The sequence below is a fragment of the Actibacterium sp. D185-2 genome (assembly GCF_054954595.1).
On sequence record NZ_JBPWNX010000001.1, the window covers coordinates 443094 to 461260 of the forward strand.

The following is an 18167-nucleotide window of genomic DNA, read 5'->3' on the forward strand; positions in this document are numbered from 1 at the left end:
CGGGCCGGTGCAACACCGGCCCAACTGCCTAGCGCCCGCCCAGCATCGCCAGCCGGATCAATGTGCGTTCGATCACCGCCATGGCGGGCGCGCGCGAGGTGGAGCGCAGTTGCAGATCGGTATCGGTCAGGATACCCAGCGCCTGTTCCAGCCGGTGCACCCCCCATTTCGACGCCTGCCGGGTCATCCGGTCGCGCCGCGGGCCAAACACCGGCGGACGCATCCGGGCGATGCCCGCCGACGGGCCGCCGGGATCACAGGCCGCCGCGTGCAGGGTGCGGAAGTGGCGGGTGGCGCCGATGCACAGGCCGACGGGCTGCACGCCCTGGCTTTCCAGCTTGCGCATGATCGGGCCGATCTCGCCGGTGCGGGCCTCGGCCACGATATTCAGCACATCGTCCAGCGCGGCCTCGGTCGAGGTCGGCGCGCAGGCGGCGACATCCTCGCTGCTGGCGGGGGTGGGGTCGCCGTATTTATAAAGCGCCAGCTTTTCGACGGTCTGGCGGAAATCACCCGGATCCAGCATCCGCGACAGCGCGGTCAGATCGGTCATCGCGTCGCGGTCGGCGGTGACGCCGGCCTTTGCCAGCTCGGCCTCGATCTCTTCGCGGGTGGGCGGGTCGTCATAGATGCCGACGGCATAGGCGTTATTGTGTCCCTCGAACAGCTTGCGCAGGGCCGAGCGGGCGTTGAGCTGTTTGGCGGTGACGATCACCTGCGCGTCGCCCTCGCGCCAGTCGGACAGGGCGGTCTTGAGCACATCGGCCAGCGCGTCGCCGGCATCTTCCAGAAAGGCCACGCGCGGGCCGGGGAAAAAGCCCTGCGCCTTGATCGCGTCGGACAGCAGCGCCGGGTCCGAACGCAGGTCCGAGGCGCTGATCCGGGTCAGGCGCATTTCCTCTTCGCCCTGGGGTCCGACCAGTGCCGCGATGACCTGTTGCCGTTTCAGCGCCACGCGCATCGCGTCGCCGCCATAGATCAGCAGCCCGGTGCGCTGCGGTTCGGGCCTGGCGAAATAGCGTGTGGCGTCCCGGGCGGACAGTTTCATAGCGACAGCGACCCGGCGCTGGCGATCAGCCGGGCGACGATCTGATCGGCCAGAATTACCATCAGCCGCTCATGCGCGTCCTGCTCGGCCGCCCGGGTGGATACGGTGGTGCCGGTCGCGGAATAGCCGGCGAAGTTGTTGACCCTGCCGCTGAGTGCGGGCGCCCCGGTGCGCCGGTCGGTCAGGGTGAACGCCACCTCGCCCAGCAGGTTATAGCGCGTGGTGACCTGTTCGGGCGTAATCGCCAACCCCTCGCGCTGGACCTCCAGCTCATAGTTCAGATCGTAAAGCGGCGCGTCGGGGCGGCCCAGCCGCTCCTCCAGCCGGCCCACCAGCGCAAAACTGTCGCGGTTGGTCGGGTCGGCGGCGCGGATGCGGCCATGCAACCCCCGCGCCGCGCCGTCGGTGCCATAGGCGGGCGCAAATCCACAGCCCGCCAGCGACAGGGCGGCCAGACCAAGAAGAACAGTGCGGCGGTCAGATAACGACATTGATGATGCGGCCCGGCACGACGATCAGCTTTTTCGGGGCGCCGCCATCCAGCGCCCTGATCACAGCTTTATGGGCCAGCGCCAGCTTTTCAACCTCTTCCTTCGGCATGTCCTTGGGAACGGCGATTTCCGCGCGGCGTTTGCCGTTGATCTGTATCGGCAGCGTCACCGTATCCTCGATCAGCATCGCGGGGTCGGCCTGCGGCCAGGGCGCGTTCGCGATCAGCCCTTCGCCGCCCAGCATCTGCCAGATCTCTTCCGACAGGTGCGGGGTCATCGGCGACATAAGCTGGGCCATGACCTTCATCGCCGCGCGCCGGGTGGCGGCCCCGGCCTTGGACTTGTGAACTGTGTTCGTGAAGGCATAGAGCTTGGCCACGGAGGTATTGAAGCCGAAGCTTTCGATCCCCATCGTGACCTCGTGGATCGCCTTGTGCGTCGCGCGCATCAGGTCGTCGTCACCTTCGCCGCCTCCCTCTTGCGCGGCAATGTCGCTGGCCATGCGCCAGACCCGGCCCAGATGCCGGAACGCCGCCTCGGCGCCCGAGGCGGTCCATTCCACATCGCGTTCGGGCGGGCTGTCGGACAGCACGAACCAGCGTGCGGTGTCGGCGCCGTAGGCGTCGATGATGTTGACCGGATCGACGACGTTCTTTTTCGACTTCGACATCTTGGCCGAGGGGATCACCTCTACCTTTTCGCCGGTGGCCCCCAGGCAGGCGCCGCTTTCCGTCCATTCGATATGCTCGGGCAGGTGATAGACCGGGCGGTCACGGTCATCGCGCGTGACGTAAATCTCATGCGTGACCATGCCCTGGGTGAACAGCGCCTCGAACGGCTCGATCGCCTTGGCGGGCAGATGGCCGGTGATCTGCATCGCGCGGGCAAAGAAGCGTGAATAGAGCAGGTGCAAAATCGCATGCTCGACCCCGCCGATATACTGATCGACGTTCATCCAATATTCGGCTTCGGCCAGGTCGGTGGGCGTTTTGGCGTGCGGCGCGGTGAACCGGGCATAGTACCAGGACGAATCGACAAACGTGTCCATCGTGTCGGTTTCGCGCCGGGCCGGCGCGCCGCAGGTCGGGCAGGTGCAATCGCGCCAGGTCGGGTGGCGGTCCAGCGGATTGCCGGGCGTATCGAATGTCACATCCTTGGGCAGCTCGACCGGCAGGTTTTCCTTTTTCTCGGGTACCACGCCGCAGGTGTCGCAGTGGATCACCGGAATCGGGCAGCCCCAATAGCGTTGCCGCGACAGGCCCCAATCGCGCAGGCGGTACTTGGTCACGCCGTGGCCCACGCCATTCTTTTCGCAAAAGTCCACGGCGCTTTCCACCGCCGCGTCGCCGGTCTGTTCGGCCTCGCCGGCAAAGCCGCGCAGATAGCGGACCGTTTCCGATTTCTGCGGCACGAAGGCCGCGTCCGCAGGCGCGTCACCATCAAGCGGGGCAAAGACCGGGGGGATGGACAGGCCGTATTTGGTGGCGAACTCGAAATCGCGCTGGTCATGCGCCGGGCAGCCGAAAATCGCGCCGGTGCCGTAATCCATCAGGATGAAATTGGCGATATAGACCGGCAGCTCGCACGCGGTGTCGAACGGGTGGCGCACGGTGATGCCGGTGTCATAGCCCAGCTTTTCGGCTGTCTCGATCGCCTCTTCGGTGGTGCCGCCCTTGCGGCATTGGGCGTTGAAGGCGGCGATGTCGGCGTTGTGGGCCTCCAGCTGTTTGGCCAGCGGGTGGTCGGGCGAGATGCCGACGAACGAGGCCCCCATCAGTGTGTCGGGCCGGGTGGTATAGACCTCGATCCGGTCGAACCCGTCGGGCGCGTCCACCGTCGAAAACGCGAATTGCAGCCCGCGCGATTTGCCGATCCAGTTGCGCTGCATCAACTTGACCTTCTCGGGCCAGTTATCCAGCCCGTCCAGCGCATCAAGCAGGTCTTCGGAAAAGTCCGAGATCTTGAAAAACCACTGGGTCAGCTCACGCCGTTCCACCAAGGCGCCCGAGCGCCAGCCGCGCCCATCCTCGACCTGTTCATTGGCCAGAACGGTCATGTCGACCGGATCCCAGTTGACCACCGCGTTCTTGCGATACACCAGCCCCGCATGCATCATGTCGATAAACATGGCTTGCTGCTGGCCGTAGTATTCCGGGTCGCAGGTAGCGAATTCACGCGACCAGTCGATCGACAGGCCCAGCGGCTTCATCTGGGCGCGCATGTCGGCGATGTTCTGATAGGTCCAGTCGCCCGGATGGACATGCTTTTCCATCGCGGCGTTTTCGGCGGGCATCCCGAATGCATCCCAGCCCATCGGGTGCAGCACCGAAAACCCGCACGACCCCTTATAGCGCGCGATCACGTCGCCCATGGTATAGTTGCGCACATGACCCATATGGATGCGCCCCGACGGGTAGGGGAACATTTCCAACACATAGTATTTCGGCTTTGCGGTGTCATGGCGGGCGGTGAAGGTGCCGGCCTCATCCCAGGTGGCTTGCCATTTTGGCTCGATCGCGCGGGGATCAAAACGGGACATGTTGCGGGGTCCTTGTCGGTCAAACGCCGGGCGCGATGGCCCGGCGTGGTGATATTGGTGGCTCGGGTGGGCCTGGGATCAGAGGTTGCTGTCGCGGATGCGAATCTGGCGCGCGCGGGTCAGGATCGCATCTTCCACGGCGCGGGTGGTGGCGGCATCGACCGGGCCCGACTGCGTGGCCAGCGCCACCTTGAGCGAGCGGGCGTCCAGCGCGGGGTCCTGTACATAGACCGTCGCGCGATAGGCGCGTCCGCCGCCCGGCGGGGTGCCATAGCCGGTGATGATCACGCCCGAAAACGGATCGACCGTCTGGACCGGCAGGAAGTTCAGAACCTCAAGCGAGGCCTGCCACAGATACTTGTTCACCTCGATGGTGGTGTTTGGATTGTCCGCGTTGCTGAACAGATCCCAAAGGGTCGAGCCTTCCTTCTGCTCGCCGAGCGGGGTGTTCTCGCGCTGCCGGGCGATCGCCTCTTCCGAGGCCGGTTGTGATTTGTTGAACAGCCCGCTGTCGCCACAGCTGCTGACGGTCAGGGCCGACAGGGCAAGTGTTGCCGCACGCAAAATGCTCTGGAAGGTCATGTAGTCCCGCCCCCGTTTATTCCTTTCCGTTCTCTAGCCGAGCCGGTTGGGAGGGACAAGGATTTTCCCCGCTACCGTTATTATAGGCGCGCCGTGGGCCCGCGCGCCCGCCCGATGGCACGGTGTGGCAAAGCTGCATCATTCCAGCCAGCAATGCCGCGGAGCATTTCGGCTTTCTTGCAATTGAGCGGGCGAAGAGCGACACAACAGCATACTCAGTTCGCCACTGGATTGAGGTCACCTTTTAATGAATGAGGGAAAACCATGAAAAAGGTTCTTCTTGCTACCACGGCGCTGATGGCGTCTGCTGGTTTCGCTTCCGCTGAAATGTCCATCACCGGCTTCGCCGAAATGGGTGTCTTCGGTGGCGATTTCTACGGCTCCGACAACGACGGCATGCAGTTCCACAACGACTTCACCCTGACCTTCGACGGGTCGAGCGAATCCGACAACGGTCTGAGCTTTGGCTTCCACATTGAAATCGAAGAGTCGAACGGCGCGGGTGCCATCAACGGTAACGGTTCTTCCGACACCAGCACCCTTGCTGGTCGCCGCGATGCTTCCGGTGCTTCGTTCGACAACGAGGCCGTGTTCATTTCGGGTGCCTTCGGTACCTTGACCTTGGGTGAAACCGACGGCGCCTATGACAAGCGGCTGACCGAAGTTGCGCTGGCTGGCGGTACCATCGCTGACGATGAAACCACCCACGCCGGCTTCAACGGCAACGGTAACTCCGACGGCACCGAAGACAACCAGGTTCTGCGCTACGACTATTCGTTCGGTGATTTCGGTCTGTCCGTGTCGATGGAGCAGAACAACGATGGCGGTGACGATCCCGCCAACGACGACGACATCTTCGCTCTTGGTGTCTCCTACGACATGGACCTGGCCTCGGGTGTCGCGCTGGGCTTTGGCCTGGGTTACCAGTTCGGTGGTGATGATGACTTCGACCTCATCGGTACCTCGGTTTCCGCTGATTTCGGCAACGGCTTCCAGATCGCTGTGAACTACAGCGATTACGACGGCGATGACGACGATGTCACCCACTATGGCATTGGTGTGGCTTACACCATGGACGCGTGGACCTTTGCCGCCAACTACGGTGACTATGACCGCGATGTCGCAGAAGATTCGAGCGGCTATGGCCTGCTGGTGAACTACGATCTGGGCGGCGGTGCCGTTGTTCAGTTCGGTTACGGTTCCAGCGATTTCGACAGCTCCGAGGATACCGAATCCTACTCGCTGGGCGTTGCAATGTCTTTCTAATCGAAGACATTCTTGTCTTGGGAAGAGCGGGCCTTGGCCCGCTCTTTTCCGTTTCGGGCGGTTCAAAATCGACAAGCCCGCCCGTGCATGTTAGCGAAGGCTTCTCGCTGTGACCCTTGCACGGATATATACGCATGCTGCCTTTGAACCCTGCCCAGATCACCGGCCTTTATAACGAGGCGCTTCGCCTGCAGACGGCCGGAAAGCTGGCCGAGGCCGAGGCGAAATATCGCGCGATCCTGGGTGTGCGCCCGACCCTGCCCGAGGTGCATTTCCAGCTTGGGCGCATCGCGCTGGCCGCCGGCGATCCGGCCCGGGCCGCAACGCATTTCGACCGCGCCGCCGCCGCGAAACCGCGCGAGGCGGCGATCTGGCAGCACTATGCCCAGGCCATCGGCGCCCAGAACGACGCAGCCCTTACCAGCGGTTTTCTGAAAAAAGCCAAGGCGGCCCGCATCGACCCGCGATTGCTGGTCCGTCTGCAAGAACAGCTGTCGCCGGCGAAGACCCGCTCCAGAACAGGGATCGGCACCGCGCGGCCCGAGGATATCCAGGCGCTGATCGGGCTGATGAACAAGGGGGCCTTCGCCCAAGCCGAAACCGCGGCGGCAAAGCTGCGCGCGCGGCATCCCGACGTGGCGATCATCGCCGACATTCTGGCCAATGCGCAGGTGGCGCTGAACAAACCGGCCGCGGCAGAGGCGAATTTCGAGGCCGCGATCCGTCTGGACCCCGGATATGCCGAGGCACACAATAATTTCGGCCGTTTTCTGATTGAAACCGGCCGGATCGACGAGGGGATCGCGCAGGTGCGCGCGGCCCTGAAGCTGGTGCCGAAAATGCCGCTGGCGTTGCAGAACCTGGGCATCGCCCATGCCCGCCGGGGCGAGGCCAAGCTGGCAATCAAGGCATTGCAGGCGGCGCTTGCGGTCAAGCCCGACCTGATTGCGGCGCAGGTTCAGTTGGGACACCAACTGAGCAAGACGCGCGACCATGCGGGGGCGGTCCGGGCGTTTCAGGCGGCGATCCGACATGGCGACACGCGGGCGACGACGCTGGTGCATCTGGCACAGGCGCAGGCCGCCGACGGGCAGGATGCGGTGGCGGTTGCAGCGTTCGACAAGGCCATCGCGGTCGAGCCGGGCCTTGCGATGGCTTATGGCGCCAAGGCGAAGATGCTGCAAACCATGGGCCGCTTCGATGAGGCGGACACCCTGTTTCGCAAGGCGATCGAGCTGGACCCCGACAATGGCGAGCATTACCGGCTGTTCATCGCATCGTACAAGGTCCGGCCCGACGATCCGCTGATCGCGCAGATGCAGGCGCGGTTCGACGCGCCCGGCCTGAGCGATGACAGCCGGATGAATCTGGGTTTCGCGCTGGCCAAGGCGCTGGAGGATACCAAGCAGCATGACCGGGTGTTCAGCTATCTGAACCCGGCCAACGCCTTGATGCGAAAGAAATATCCCTATGACATCAGCGACCGCCGTGTTGAAATCGACGCGCTGAAAGCGGCGTTTTCCGATACCGATTTCAGCGCGCGCACCGTGGCCGGGACCAGCGATTTCGCGCCGATTTTCGTGACCGGCATGCCGCGGTCCGGCACCACATTGGTAGAGCAGATTCTGGCCAGCCATTCGCAGGTGACCGGCGCGGGCGAGGTCGGCGTCGCGGTCGAGCGCGCCTTTCATCTGTTGACTGATGTGGCGGGGGCGGGGTTTCAGCCCGTTTCGGCGCTGCCGGATCCGCAGATTGCCGCGCTCGGCACGCAGATCGAGGCGCATTTCGCCGCCCGTTTTCCGGGTGCCGACCGGGTTACCGACAAGTCGATTCAGACCTATCTGATGACCGGGCTGATCCATCTGGCGCTGCCCAAGGCGAAGGTAATCGTCGTGCGCCGCGATCCGCGCGATACGCTGCTGTCGATCTACAAGAACGTGTTTGCCGAAGGCACGCACCGCTATGGCTATAACTTGCGCGATCTGGGGCTTTATTACCGGATGTTCGAGGAGATGGTGGCGTTCTGGCGCGAAAAGCTGCCGGGCGGGTTTCACGAGGTCCAGTATGAGGATCTGATCGCCAATCCCGAGGACGAGGCGCGCAAGCTGATCGCCGCCGCCGGGCTGGAGTGGCAGGATCAGTGCCTGAACTTCCACCAGAACACGCGCCGCGTTTCGACGCTGAGCGTGTATCAGGTGCGCCAGCCGATCTATAAATCCTCGATGCAGGCGTGGCAGCGCTATGAGGATGATCTGGGCGAGTTGTTCGAGGCGCTGGGCGACGCGATATAGGAGAGGGGCAGATGGGGCTTTCTGAAATCAAAGAGCGCATCGCGAAGGCCGAGGCCGGGGCCGGGCGCGCGCCGGGATCGGTTACGCTGATTGCCGTGTCCAAGGTGCAGCCGCTGGAGCGGGTCGAGGCCGTTCTGGACCAGGGCCAGCGCGTGTTTGGCGAGAACCGGGTGCAAGAGGCCCAAGGCAAATGGCCCGCCTTCAAAGAGCGGTTCGATGGGATTCAGCTGCACCTGATCGGCCCGCTGCAAAGCAACAAGGTGCGCCAGGCGCTTGAGCTGTTCGATGTGATTCACACCGTCGACAGCGAAAAGCTGGCCCGCCGCATCGCCATGATCGGCGCCGAGATCGGGCGGGTGCCGCAGGTGTTCGTGCAGGTCAATACCGGGAATGAGCCGCAAAAGGCCGGTGTCGCGCTGGATCAGGTCGATGCCGTTGTGGCCCTGTGCCGTGAGCTGGGCCTGCCGCTGCTGGGGCTGATGTGCATCCCCCCGGCGGAAGAGGAGCCGAGCCTGCATTTCGCGCTGCTGGCGAAGATCGCGGCGCGCAACGGGCTGGAAGGGTTGTCGATGGGCATGAGCGGCGATTTCGAGCGCGCGATCGCGCTGGGCGCGACTCATGTGCGGGTGGGCAGCGCGATTTTCGGTGACCGCAGCGCGGGCTGAGGTCACGGCGATTTTTCTGCGAAAAATCGGGCCTCCGGCGGGAGTATTTGGCACCAAGAAGAAGCGGGTGTCAGGCCAGAACGACGATCCGGGCGCCGGGCCGCCAGGTTTGCGCGATCCAGCGCAGATCGGCGGGGGCGAAAGCGATACAACCTTCGGTCGGATGGCGCGGTTTGCGCCAGCGGTGCACGAAGATGGCCGAGCCCCTGCCGGGAGTGGCGTCGGGTCCGTTCCAGTCGGTCAGCAGCACCAGATCATAAAGGCGGTCGGCCCGGCGCAGCCGTTCGTGGCGAAACGGGTGCGGGGCGCGGACCAGATGGTTATAGGCAGGGTCGTCGCCATCGTCGGACCACAGATCGCGGGGGCCGATTGGCGCGGCCCCATGCGCGGGCGGCGGTATCCGGTCGGCGCGGTAGAGCATTCCGGCGATCTTGTGCACGCCCAGGGGCGTGGCGCCGTCGCCTTCGCGCTTATGCGCCGCGAGGCCACCCTTGCCGATCGCGCAAGGGATCCGGCGGCCGCGATAGCGCGCGCCCCAGCGGGTCACCACCAGATCGCCCCGGCGCGGAAGTGTCACAGAAGATGCCCCGATTTCGCGGCCTTGGTGGCCAGATAATGGGCGTTGTGGCAGGTTTCACCCACCTTCAACGGTACGCGCTCGGTGACGGCGATGCCATTGGCCTGCATCATCGCCACCTTGGCGGGGTTGTTGGTCAGAAGCCGGGCCCGTGAAAACCCCATTAGCCGGAGGATCGCGGCACCGATGCGGAAATCGCGCTCATCATCCTCGAAGCCGAGCCGGTGGTTGGCCTCGACCGTGTCGAAGCCCTGATCCTGAAGCGAATAGGCGCGCATCTTGTTGGCCAGGCCGATGCCGCGGCCTTCCTGGTTCAGATACAACAGCACTCCTGCGCCTTCCTTGCCCATCTGGTCCAGCGCGCCGCGCAGTTGCGGGCCGCAATCGCATTTCAGCGATCCCAGCAGATCGCCGGTGAAACAGGCCGAATGCAGCCGCGTCAGCACCGGCTTGTCGCGCGGCGGCTGGCCGATTTCGACGGCGTAATGCTCTTCGCCGCCGTCTTCGGGGCGGAAGACATGCAGCCGCCCGGCCTCGGACACCTCTAGCGGGACGCGGGCGCTGACGATCGGGTGCAGCGGGCTGCTGGCGGCGGCGGCGTGCTGGGCATCGGTCAGCGCCAGGACCGTCAGGTTGTTCTCGGTCGCGAAGGTCGCGGCGGCGGGCAGTTGCATTGTCAGAACGGCAGGCAGCAGGCGGGCGGATTTGGCGATGTTGATGGCGGCGCGGTGCAGGGCGGCATCGCCGCCGCGCAAGCTTTGGAACGGGCCCTTCATCGGCGCGTTCAGGTCGTCGGCCGGGTTGGCCACCGACTGAACCCAGCCGGGTGTGGCATCGGCGGGCACGTGCAGCCGGGCGATATCGCCGTCATAGGCGCGCGCCTTCAGCGTTTCGGCCCGGCGCGCGGTGATGACCAGCGTCAGCCCCGCGCCCATCGCGGTCATCCGGGCCAGCCGCTCGGGGGTCAGGGCCTCGGCCGCCAGAAAGACCAGACCGGCCGCACCGTCCGACAGCACGACGGGCACGCCCATGCGCAGATCGGCGCGGGCGCGGGCAAGGCGTTCAACGGGGTTCGGACCAAGGCTCATATGCGCCCTTTCTGCGGCAATCTTTGCAACAGGATGTAACCTGTTTGGTTGAAATATGAAACAAAGCCGGGGTTTGCCACACGGTTGCGTGATATTGTTGCAGAAAATCTTGTCGGCACGGGGCTGGGCGAACATGTCTAGCCCAACACAACATGGAGGGCCGACATGGGCAATCTGAAGAAAATCCTGCTTGTCGACGATGACGACGACCTGCGCGAGGCGCTGAGTGAACAGCTTGTCATGACCGAGGATTTCGACGTGTTCGAGGCCGCGAGCGGCGCGGGCGCGATGGAGAAGGCCAAGGAGGCGCTGTACGATCTGGTCATTCTGGATGTGGGCCTGCCCGACACCGACGGGCGCGAGCTGTGCCGCCTGCTGCGCAAGCAAGGCGTGAAATGCCCGATCCTGATGCTGACCGGCCATGATAGCGACGCCGACACCATTCTGGGCCTCGATGCGGGCGCCAACGACTATGTGACCAAGCCGTTCAAGTTTCCGGTCCTGCTGGCCCGGATCCGTGCGCAGCTGCGTCAGCATGAACAGTCGGAAGACGCGGTGTTCCAGCTTGGCCCCTATACGTTCAAGCCGGCGATGAAGATTCTGGTGGACGAGGCAGAGCGCAAGATCCGCCTGACCGAGAAAGAAACCAATATCCTGAAATTCCTGTATCGCGCGGCCGAAGGCGTGGTCGCCCGCGATGTGCTGCTGCATGAGGTCTGGGGCTATAATGCGGGGGTCACGACCCACACGCTGGAAACCCATATTTACCGGCTTCGCCAGAAAATCGAACCGGATCCGTCCAATGCGCGCCTTCTTGTGACCGAATCCGGCGGTTATAGATTGGTGGCATAAGGCATCCCGCCCGCGCCCGGGTTATGGCGCGAACCTCCCTGTTGGACTGGCCCGGGCTTTGCGTCCGGGCCTTTTTTGTGGCGTAGCCTGGCAGGCATCCGGCGCAACCACGGCTTGAGGCCCCGCGCCGCAGGCACTAGGTTTGCGCGACCCGATCCCAAGCGAGATGCGCCATGCCCTTTACCGTCGCCACCTGGAACATCAATTCCGTCCGCCTGCGCGAGCCGATCGTGCTGAAGCTGCTGGCCGAGGAGGCGCCCGATGTATTGTGCCTTCAGGAATGCAAAAGCCCGGTCGACAAGATCCCGCTCGATGGGTTCCGGGCACTGGGCTATGGCCATATCGTGGCGCGCGGGCAAAAGGGTTATAACGGCGTAGCGATCTTGTCGAAACTGCCGCTGGAGGATATGGGCGAGATGGATTTCGCGGGCCTTGGTCATGCCCGCCATGTCGCGGCGCGGCTGGAAAACGGCGTGGTGATCCAGAATTTCTATGTCCCTGCGGGCGGCGATGTGCCCGACCGCGACGTGAATGAGAAATTCGGCCAAAAACTTGATTACCTGACCGAAATGCGCGACTGGTTCCACGGCGACCGGCCGGAAAAATCCATTCTGGTGGGCGATCTGAACATCGCCCCGCGCGAGGATGACGTTTGGTCGCACAAGCAGCTTTTGAAAATCGTCAGCCACACCCCGATCGAGGTCGCACATCTGGCCGATACCCAGGAGGCCGGCAACTGGGTGGATATCACCCGCCAGGATATTCCCGAGGGGCAGCTTTACAGCTGGTGGTCCTACCGGGCGCGCGAATGGGATGTGGCGGACAAGGGGCGCAGGCTGGATCATATCTGGGCGACGCCGGATATCTCCAACGCGGGCCATGATTCGCGCATCCTGCGCACCGCGCGCGGCTGGGAAAAACCCAGCGATCACGCCCCGGTCTTTGCGACATTTGATCTCTGACATTCGCCCTTGGGTTTTTCGTCAAAAGCGCACATATAAGGCGCAAAGCATCTGAGCGGATGGAGACGGACATGCTGGAACTTGGTGGAACCCAGAACGCGGCGCCGCAGGGCGGCCTGATCAAGGACATCACGGAAGCGACCTTTCTGCAGGATGTGGTCGAGGCCAGCCGCGAGGTGCCGGTCATCGTCGATTTCTGGGCGCCGTGGTGCGGCCCGTGCAAATCGCTTGGCCCGATGCTGGAGCAGGCCGTGACCGAGGCCGGCGGCAAGGTCCGCATGGTCAAGGTCAATGTGGACGAAAGCCAGCAGATAGCGGCCCAGCTGCGCATTCAGTCGATCCCGACGGTTTACGCCTTTTTCGACGGTCAGCCGGTGGACGGCTTTCAGGGCGCGCTGCCCCCGGCCGAGATCAAGGCGTTCATCGAGCGGGTGATCGCCGCCGGTGGCGGTGAGGAGGACGGCGGCCTGGCCGAGGCGGTCGAGGCGGCCGAGCAGATGTTGGCCGAAGGCGCCGTCGTGGATGCGGCCCAGACATTTGCCGCGATTCTGGGCGAAGAGCCCGAAAATGCCGCCGCCTATGGCGGGCTGATCCGCGCCCATCTGGCGCTGGGCGAGGTAGACAAGGCCGAGGCGCTGCTGAAAGCCGCCCCCGCCGCCATTGCCACATCGCCCGAGGTCGAGGCCGCGAAGGCGCAGATCGAACTGGCCCGTCAGGCCGAACAGGCCGGCCCCGTGACCGAGCTGCGCGCGCAGGTCGATGCTGACCCCGACAACCATCAGGCGCGGTTCGATCTGGCGCTGGCACTGCATGCCAATGGCGATGTCGAGGCGGCCGTGGATGAACTGCTTGACCTGTTCCGCCGCGACCGCGAATGGAACGACGGTGCCGCCAAAGCCCAGCTTTTCACCATCTTCGACGCGCTGAAGCCCCAGGATCCGATCGTTCTGGCCGGCCGACGCAAATTGTCGTCGATGATATTTGCCTGACGGCGCGGCAGGTCTACCTTGCGGGCTATGTTCTCAGTTGCTGACCTGCCTTCGACCATTCCGGTCTTTCCGCTGCCCGGCGCGCTTTTGCTGCCGCGGGCGCGGTTGCCGCTGCATATTTTCGAGCCGCGCTATCTGGCGATGCTGGAGGATGTGCTCAAGACCCGCGATCGGCTGATTGGGATGATGCAGCCCTGTCAGGTGCCGGGCGGTGCGGCGAAACGGCTGCATTCCATCGGCTGCGCGGGTCGGGTCACGGCCTTTTCGGAAACCGAAGACGGGCGCTATATGATCACGCTGACCGGGATTTCGCGCTATCGGATCCTGCGCGAGATCAGCAGTTTCAGCCCCTATATCCGCGCCGATGTGTGTTGGAACGGGTTCGACCGTGATCTGGGCCACGCCGAAAAGGACGCAGGGTTCGACCGGGGCGGTTTCATGGGGCTGCTGGGGCGCTTCTTTCGCGAACGGAACCTGTCGACCGACTGGAGCAGCCTGAAAGGCGCCGATGATGAGTTGCTGATCAATTCGCTGTCGATGCTGTGCCCGTTCGAACCCGAAGACAAGCAGGCGCTGCTGGAGGCGCCGACCCTGACCAACCGGCGCGAAACGCTGACGACCCTGATCGAATTCGCCCTGCGTGGCGGCAACAACGAAGAAATGATGCAATGAGCGATGCGACGAAACCCGACCGCCGGATGCTGGAGGCGCTGGTTTGCCCGGTCACCCACGGTGTGCTGAGCTATGACGCCGAAAAGCAGGAACTGGTGTCGAAAGCGGCGCATCTGGCCTTTCCGATCCGCAATGGCATCCCGATCATGCTGGTGGACGAAGCGCGCCAGATCGACTGAATCCGGGCGTTCAGATCGGGCGGCCCGTCATCAGGCGCGGCAGATCACCATTCAGCCCGGCAGCTTCACGGATGAAATGGCGGCGCAGGCCGGGCAGGGCGTTTACCGCCCCCAGTCCGAGGTCGCGGATCCCGCGCAGTATCGGGTTATCATTTGAAAACAGACGGTTGATTCCGTCCGTCGCGGCGGCCAGCGTGGCGGTGTCCCAACGCCGCCAGCGCTGATAGCGGGCCAGCACATCGGTCGCGCCGATCTCTTCGCCGCGGCGGTGGGCGTCGACCAGCACCTCGGCCAGCGCGCCTACGTCGCGCAATCCCAGGTTCAGCCCTTGCCCCGCAATCGGATGCACCCCGTGCGCCGCATCGCCCACCAGCGCCAGCCGCTCGGCCACGAAGGCATTGGCCAGCGTCAGGGTCAGCGGATAGCTGAACCGCGCGCCGGCCAGCTGAATGTCGCCCAGAAAATCGCCGAACCGTGGCCGCAGCGCCGCCATATAGCCCGCATCGTCCAGCGCCTGTATCTGGGCCGCGCGGGTGTGGGTTTCGCTCCAGACGATGGAGCAGAAATTGCCGGGCAGCGGCAGGATGGCCAGCGGCCCCGGCGGCATGAAAAACTGATGCGCGATGCCGTGATGCGGCTTTTCATGGCCGATGGCACACACCAGCGCGGTCTGGCCGTAATCCCAGCCGGTGCGCCTGATGCCCGCGCGTTCGGCGGTGCCGCTGCGCCGCCCGTCGCAGCCGATCAGGATCCGCGCGCGCAGGGTCCGCCCCGAGGCCAGCGTGGCAGTCACGCCGCCCGGCTGCACCTCCTGCGTGACCACGGTTTCGCCGGAAATCTGGGTGATGCGCGGATCGGCCGCCATGCCATCCAGAAACGCGCGGCGCAAAAACCGATCTTCCAGCATATAGCCCATCGGGCCTTCCTCGATCTCGGCATGGTCGAAATCCAGCACGAAGGGCGAAGGGCCGGTGCCCGCGTGCCCGTCGCTGACCTTGATTTCCAGAATCGGCTGAGACTTGTCGGCGACGCCGGCCCATATCCCGATGGCCGACAGCAGCCGCTGCGACGCCAGCGCCAGCGCATAGCCGCGCCCGTCGAAGGCGTCGTCGCTGCGGGCCGCCACCGGCAGGGCGTCCACGACGGTCACGCTCAGCCCGCCCTGCGCCAAGGCCAGCGCCAGGGCCGGGCCGTTCAGCCCGCCGCCCACGATCAGAACATCGGAATCATATGTCATGCCCCGCACTATGCGCGCTGATGCGGGATTGTCCATGCGCCGCCCGGCCGCTACCGTCATTGGGATGGCAAGGAGGCGGCAATGGGCAAGGATTGGCTTTACATGGGCGCGGCGGCGCTGGGGCGTGGGATCGCGGCGGGGCAGATCGACCCGGCCGCGCTGACCCGCACCTATCTGGACGCGATCGAGGCGCATCCGCTGACCCCGCGCATCTATGCCCGCGTGACGCCCGAGCGCGCCATGGCCGAGGCCGAAGCCGCCAGCGCCCGCGCCGCAGCGGGCCACCGGCTGGGCCTGCTGGACGGTGTGCCGGTGTCGTGGAAGGATCTGTTCGACACTGCGGGCGTGGCGACCGAGGCGGGATCGGCCCTGTTGGCCGGGCGGGTGCCCAAGGACGACGCCGAGGTGCTGAAAAACGCCACCGCCGCCGGCACGGTCTGTCTGGGCAAGACGCATATGTCCGAGTTGGCCTTTTCCGGGCTGGGGCTGAATCCGATCACCGAAAGCCCGCCTTGCGTGAACGACGCCGAGGCGGTGGCGGGCGGGTCGTCTTCGGGGGCGGCGACATCGGTGGCGTTCGGGCTGGCGCCCTGTGCCGTGGGGTCCGATACCGGCGGATCGGCGCGCATTCCGGCGGCGTGGAATGATCTGGTCGGGCTGAAAACCACCTCGGGGCGGTTGTCGCTGAAGGGCGTGGTGCCGCTGGCCGAAAGTTTCGACACGGTGGGGCCGCTGTGCCGCACGGTCGAGGATGCGGCGCTACTGTTGGCGGTGCTGGAGGGCGGCACGCCTGCCGATCTGCGCGGTGCCAGCCTGAAGGGTGTGCGGTTCATGGTGCTGGAGACGTTGGCGATGGACGATCTGCGCGGTGCCCCCCGCGCGGCGTTCCAAAGCGCGGTCGAGCGGTTGCAGGCCGCCGGCGCCCTGGTCAAACGCCGCGAGGTGCCCGCGGTCGAGGCGGCGATGGCGTTGACCGCAGCCTTGTACACGACCGAGGCCTACGCCACCTGGAAAGACCTGATCGAGGCCGCACCGGAAAAGATGTTCCCCGAAATTCTGGAACGGTTCCGCGCGGGGGCGGCGTTTTCGGGGGTGGATTTCGTGGCCGCCTGGCAGCAATTGCACAAGCTGCGGCACATCTGGGCGGAACAGACCGCCGGGTTCGACGCAGTGATTCTGCCCAGTTCGGCGATCATGCCGCCCCATGCCGACCGGCTGATCACGGATCACGCCTATTACGTCGCCGAAAACCTGCTGGCGCTGCGCAACACGCGGATCGGTAACCTGATGGGCGGGGCGGCATTGACCCTGCCTACGGGCGTGCCGTCGACCGGGATCATGTTTCTGACCCCGCCGGGCAGCGAGGAACGGCTGCTTCGGGTCGGTGCGGCGGCCGAGGCGGCGCTGGCGTAAAAGCCACAGATTCGTCCGTCAAGGCGTGAAATTTGCGGGCTTTTTCTGGACCGGCGCGCCGGTTGCCGGTATCTTGGCAGTCAAACGGGGCGACATGACCCCGATCCCTGAGGCAGTACAGTCGGTCCCATGACCTATCCAGAGCGGTTTTCGAACCTGCCAGAATACGCATTCCCGCGTCTGCGCGGCCTTCTTGACGTGCATGCGCCGGGCGGCGAGGTCATGCCTATGACCATTGGCGAGCCGAAACACGCCTTTCCGGCCTGGGTCAGCGACATCATCGCCCAAAACGCCGCCGAGTTCGGGAAATATCCCCCGAACGAGGGCACGCCCGAATTGCGCGCCGCGATTTCCGGCTGGATCAACCGCCGCTTTGGTGTGGATGCCGATCCGGAAACCCGGATCGTGGCGCTGAACGGCACGCGCGAGGGGCTGTTCAACGCCGCCCTGGCGTTGTGCCCGGAACGGATACGCGGCAAGCGCCCGGTGATCCTGACGCCCAATCCGTTCTATCAGGTCTATGCGGTGGCCGCGCTGGCGGTGGGGGCCGACCCTGTCTATGTCCCGGCCGACGCGGATAACGGATTCCTGCCCGATTACGGCGCACTGGATGCGGATGTGCTGGACCGGGTGGCGATTGCCTATCTGTGTTCGCCCTCGAACCCGCAGGGCGCGGTGGCGACGCGGGATTACTGGGCCGATCTGATCGCGCTGGCGGAAAAGCACGATTTCAGGATTTTCGCGGATGAATGCTATTCCGAGATCTACCGCGACGCGGCCCCGGTGGGGGCCTTGCAGGTCGCGCGTGAGATGGGCGCGGATCCAGAGCGGGTACTGATCTTTCACTCGCTCTCGAAACGCTCGAACCTGCCGGGGCTGCGGTCGGGTTTTGTGGCGGGCGGGCCGGGCTGTATCGCGCGGATCAAGCAGTTGCGCGCCTATGCGGGGGCGCCGCTGCCGCTGCCGCTGCAACGGGCGTCGGAAAAGGTCTGGGCGGACGAGGCACATGTGGTCGAAAACCGTGCACTTTACCGCGAAAAATTCGCGGCGGCCGATCACATTCTTGCCGATGTTCCGGGGTATGCTGCCCCGCAGGCCGGGTTTTTCCTGTGGCTGCCGGTCGCGGATGGCGAGCAGGCCGCGCTGAAACTTTGGCGCGAAACCGGCGTGCGGGTCCTGCCCGGCGCCTATCTCGCCCGGGATGTGGGCGGGCACAATCCTGGCAAGGGATATATCCGGGTCGCCATGGTGGCCCCAATCACAGAAATGCAGCGCGGGCTGATCCAGCTTCGCGACTGTCTCTACAGGTAGGGTAA

Annotated in this window: 17 protein-coding genes; 10 read left to right on the plus strand and 7 right to left on the minus strand. The window is 64.8% G+C overall.

Annotated elements, in window-relative coordinates:
* Nucleotides 1–28: 28 nt before the first annotated feature.
* The 4 genes from holA to ACSR1C_RS02250 all read right to left on the minus strand — a co-directional run bounded on the left by holA (nucleotide 29) and on the right by ACSR1C_RS02250 (nucleotide 4660).
* Nucleotides 29–1048: a DNA polymerase III subunit delta gene (gene holA, locus ACSR1C_RS02235; protein WP_460257686.1), complete on the minus strand. Its 1020-nt coding sequence runs from the start codon at nucleotides 1046–1048 to the stop codon at nucleotides 29–31.
* Complete coding sequence (lptE, locus tag ACSR1C_RS02240) at nucleotides 1045–1539, minus strand: LPS assembly lipoprotein LptE (protein ID WP_460257687.1); 495 nt, start codon at nucleotides 1537–1539, stop codon at nucleotides 1045–1047. Before lptE ends, holA begins: the two co-directional genes overlap by 4 nt.
* Nucleotides 1526–4078, minus strand: a complete 2553-nt coding sequence (gene leuS / locus ACSR1C_RS02245) for a leucine--tRNA ligase (RefSeq protein ID WP_460257688.1) — start codon at nucleotides 4076–4078, stop codon at nucleotides 1526–1528. The genes lptE and leuS overlap by 14 nt, the downstream gene beginning before the upstream one ends.
* A gap of 78 nt (nucleotides 4079–4156) precedes the next feature.
* On the minus strand, nucleotides 4157–4660 hold the full coding sequence (locus ACSR1C_RS02250; protein ID WP_460257689.1) for a DUF3576 domain-containing protein: 504 nt from the start codon (nucleotides 4658–4660) through the stop codon (nucleotides 4157–4159).
* Between the two features lie 264 nt (nucleotides 4661–4924).
* Between ACSR1C_RS02250 and ACSR1C_RS02255 the strand changes: the two genes are divergently transcribed.
* From ACSR1C_RS02255 to ACSR1C_RS02265, 3 genes are all read left to right on the plus strand, one after another.
* Nucleotides 4925–5926: a porin gene (locus tag ACSR1C_RS02255; protein ID WP_460257690.1), complete on the plus strand. Its 1002-nt coding sequence runs from the start codon at nucleotides 4925–4927 to the stop codon at nucleotides 5924–5926.
* Nucleotides 5927–6060: 134 nt separating this feature from the next.
* A complete protein-coding gene (locus ACSR1C_RS02260; RefSeq protein ID WP_460257691.1) occupies nucleotides 6061–8217 on the plus strand; it encodes a sulfotransferase in 2157 nt (718 codons plus the stop codon).
* Between the two features lie 11 nt (nucleotides 8218–8228).
* Nucleotides 8229–8882, plus strand: a complete 654-nt coding sequence (locus ACSR1C_RS02265; RefSeq protein ID WP_460257692.1) for a YggS family pyridoxal phosphate-dependent enzyme — start codon at nucleotides 8229–8231, stop codon at nucleotides 8880–8882.
* A 70-nt stretch (nucleotides 8883–8952) separates the two neighbouring features.
* Here the strand turns inward: ACSR1C_RS02265 and ACSR1C_RS02270 are convergent, their stop codons facing one another.
* Together ACSR1C_RS02270 and ribA are read right to left on the minus strand one after the other, a co-directional pair.
* Nucleotides 8953–9459, minus strand: coding sequence for a L,D-transpeptidase family protein (locus ACSR1C_RS02270; RefSeq protein ID WP_460257693.1), 507 nt, complete (start codon nucleotides 9457–9459; stop codon nucleotides 8953–8955).
* A complete protein-coding gene (ribA, locus tag ACSR1C_RS02275) occupies nucleotides 9456–10547 on the minus strand; it encodes a GTP cyclohydrolase II (protein WP_460257694.1) in 1092 nt (363 codons plus the stop codon). Before ribA ends, ACSR1C_RS02270 begins: the two co-directional genes overlap by 4 nt.
* A 165-nt stretch (nucleotides 10548–10712) precedes the next feature.
* Between ribA and ACSR1C_RS02280 the strand changes: the two genes are divergently transcribed.
* From ACSR1C_RS02280 to ACSR1C_RS02300, 5 genes are all read left to right on the plus strand, one after another.
* On the plus strand, nucleotides 10713–11399 hold the full coding sequence (locus ACSR1C_RS02280; RefSeq protein ID WP_460257695.1) for a response regulator transcription factor: 687 nt from the start codon (nucleotides 10713–10715) through the stop codon (nucleotides 11397–11399).
* A 173-nt stretch (nucleotides 11400–11572) separates the two neighbouring features.
* A complete protein-coding gene (locus tag ACSR1C_RS02285) occupies nucleotides 11573–12361 on the plus strand; it encodes an exodeoxyribonuclease III (RefSeq protein WP_460257696.1) in 789 nt (262 codons plus the stop codon).
* 71 nt (nucleotides 12362–12432) lie between these two features.
* A complete protein-coding gene (trxA, locus tag ACSR1C_RS02290) occupies nucleotides 12433–13350 on the plus strand; it encodes a thioredoxin (protein ID WP_460257697.1) in 918 nt (305 codons plus the stop codon).
* 27 nt (nucleotides 13351–13377) lie between these two features.
* Nucleotides 13378–14022, plus strand: a complete 645-nt coding sequence (locus ACSR1C_RS02295) for an LON peptidase substrate-binding domain-containing protein (RefSeq protein ID WP_460257933.1) — start codon at nucleotides 13378–13380, stop codon at nucleotides 14020–14022.
* Complete coding sequence (locus ACSR1C_RS02300; protein ID WP_460257698.1) at nucleotides 14019–14201, plus strand: Trm112 family protein; 183 nt, start codon at nucleotides 14019–14021, stop codon at nucleotides 14199–14201. The genes ACSR1C_RS02295 and ACSR1C_RS02300 overlap by 4 nt, the downstream gene beginning before the upstream one ends.
* Nucleotides 14202–14211: 10 nt before the next feature.
* Here ACSR1C_RS02300 and ACSR1C_RS02305 read toward each other — a convergent pair whose 3' ends face one another.
* The gene (locus ACSR1C_RS02305) at nucleotides 14212–15474 is read right to left on the minus strand and encodes a UbiH/UbiF/VisC/COQ6 family ubiquinone biosynthesis hydroxylase (RefSeq protein ID WP_460257699.1); all 1263 of its coding nucleotides are present in this window, start codon (nucleotides 15472–15474) and stop codon (nucleotides 14212–14214) included.
* A gap of 45 nt (nucleotides 15475–15519) precedes the next feature.
* Between ACSR1C_RS02305 and ACSR1C_RS02310 the strand changes: the two genes are divergently transcribed.
* On the plus strand, nucleotides 15520–16851 hold the full coding sequence (locus ACSR1C_RS02310) for an amidase (RefSeq protein ID WP_460257700.1): 1332 nt from the start codon (nucleotides 15520–15522) through the stop codon (nucleotides 16849–16851).
* Between the two features lie 129 nt (nucleotides 16852–16980).
* Complete coding sequence (locus ACSR1C_RS02315; RefSeq protein ID WP_460257701.1) at nucleotides 16981–18162, plus strand: aminotransferase class I/II-fold pyridoxal phosphate-dependent enzyme; 1182 nt, start codon at nucleotides 16981–16983, stop codon at nucleotides 18160–18162.
* The last annotated feature ends 5 nt before the right edge of the window (nucleotides 18163–18167 follow it).

What these genes read in the sequence shown, in the direction of transcription:
- ACSR1C_RS02260 (WP_460257691.1), top strand. Translation starts at nt 6,061, where the DNA reads ATGCTGCCTTTGAACCCTGCCCAGATCACCGGCCTTTATAACGAGGCG.
- lptE (WP_460257687.1), bottom strand. Translation starts at nt 1,539, where the DNA reads ATGTCGTTATCTGACCGCCGCACTGTTCTTCTTGGTCTGGCCGCCCTG.
- ACSR1C_RS02280 (WP_460257695.1), top strand. Translation starts at nt 10,713, where the DNA reads ATGGGCAATCTGAAGAAAATCCTGCTTGTCGACGATGACGACGACCTG.
- ACSR1C_RS02305 (WP_460257699.1), bottom strand. Translation starts at nt 15,474, where the DNA reads ATGGACAATCCCGCATCAGCGCGCATAGTGCGGGGCATGACATATGAT.
- ACSR1C_RS02310 (WP_460257700.1), top strand. Translation starts at nt 15,520, where the DNA reads ATGGGCAAGGATTGGCTTTACATGGGCGCGGCGGCGCTGGGGCGTGGG.
- ACSR1C_RS02255 (WP_460257690.1), top strand. Translation starts at nt 4,925, where the DNA reads ATGAAAAAGGTTCTTCTTGCTACCACGGCGCTGATGGCGTCTGCTGGT.
- ACSR1C_RS02300 (WP_460257698.1), top strand. Translation starts at nt 14,019, where the DNA reads ATGAGCGATGCGACGAAACCCGACCGCCGGATGCTGGAGGCGCTGGTT.
- leuS (WP_460257688.1), bottom strand. Translation starts at nt 4,078, where the DNA reads ATGTCCCGTTTTGATCCCCGCGCGATCGAGCCAAAATGGCAAGCCACC.
- holA (WP_460257686.1), bottom strand. Translation starts at nt 1,048, where the DNA reads ATGAAACTGTCCGCCCGGGACGCCACACGCTATTTCGCCAGGCCCGAA.
- ACSR1C_RS02295 (WP_460257933.1), top strand. Translation starts at nt 13,378, where the DNA reads ATGTTCTCAGTTGCTGACCTGCCTTCGACCATTCCGGTCTTTCCGCTG.
- ribA (WP_460257694.1), bottom strand. Translation starts at nt 10,547, where the DNA reads ATGAGCCTTGGTCCGAACCCCGTTGAACGCCTTGCCCGCGCCCGCGCC.
- ACSR1C_RS02285 (WP_460257696.1), top strand. Translation starts at nt 11,573, where the DNA reads ATGCCCTTTACCGTCGCCACCTGGAACATCAATTCCGTCCGCCTGCGC.
- ACSR1C_RS02265 (WP_460257692.1), top strand. Translation starts at nt 8,229, where the DNA reads ATGGGGCTTTCTGAAATCAAAGAGCGCATCGCGAAGGCCGAGGCCGGG.
- ACSR1C_RS02315 (WP_460257701.1), top strand. Translation starts at nt 16,981, where the DNA reads ATGACCTATCCAGAGCGGTTTTCGAACCTGCCAGAATACGCATTCCCG.
- ACSR1C_RS02250 (WP_460257689.1), bottom strand. Translation starts at nt 4,660, where the DNA reads ATGACCTTCCAGAGCATTTTGCGTGCGGCAACACTTGCCCTGTCGGCC.
- trxA (WP_460257697.1), top strand. Translation starts at nt 12,433, where the DNA reads ATGCTGGAACTTGGTGGAACCCAGAACGCGGCGCCGCAGGGCGGCCTG.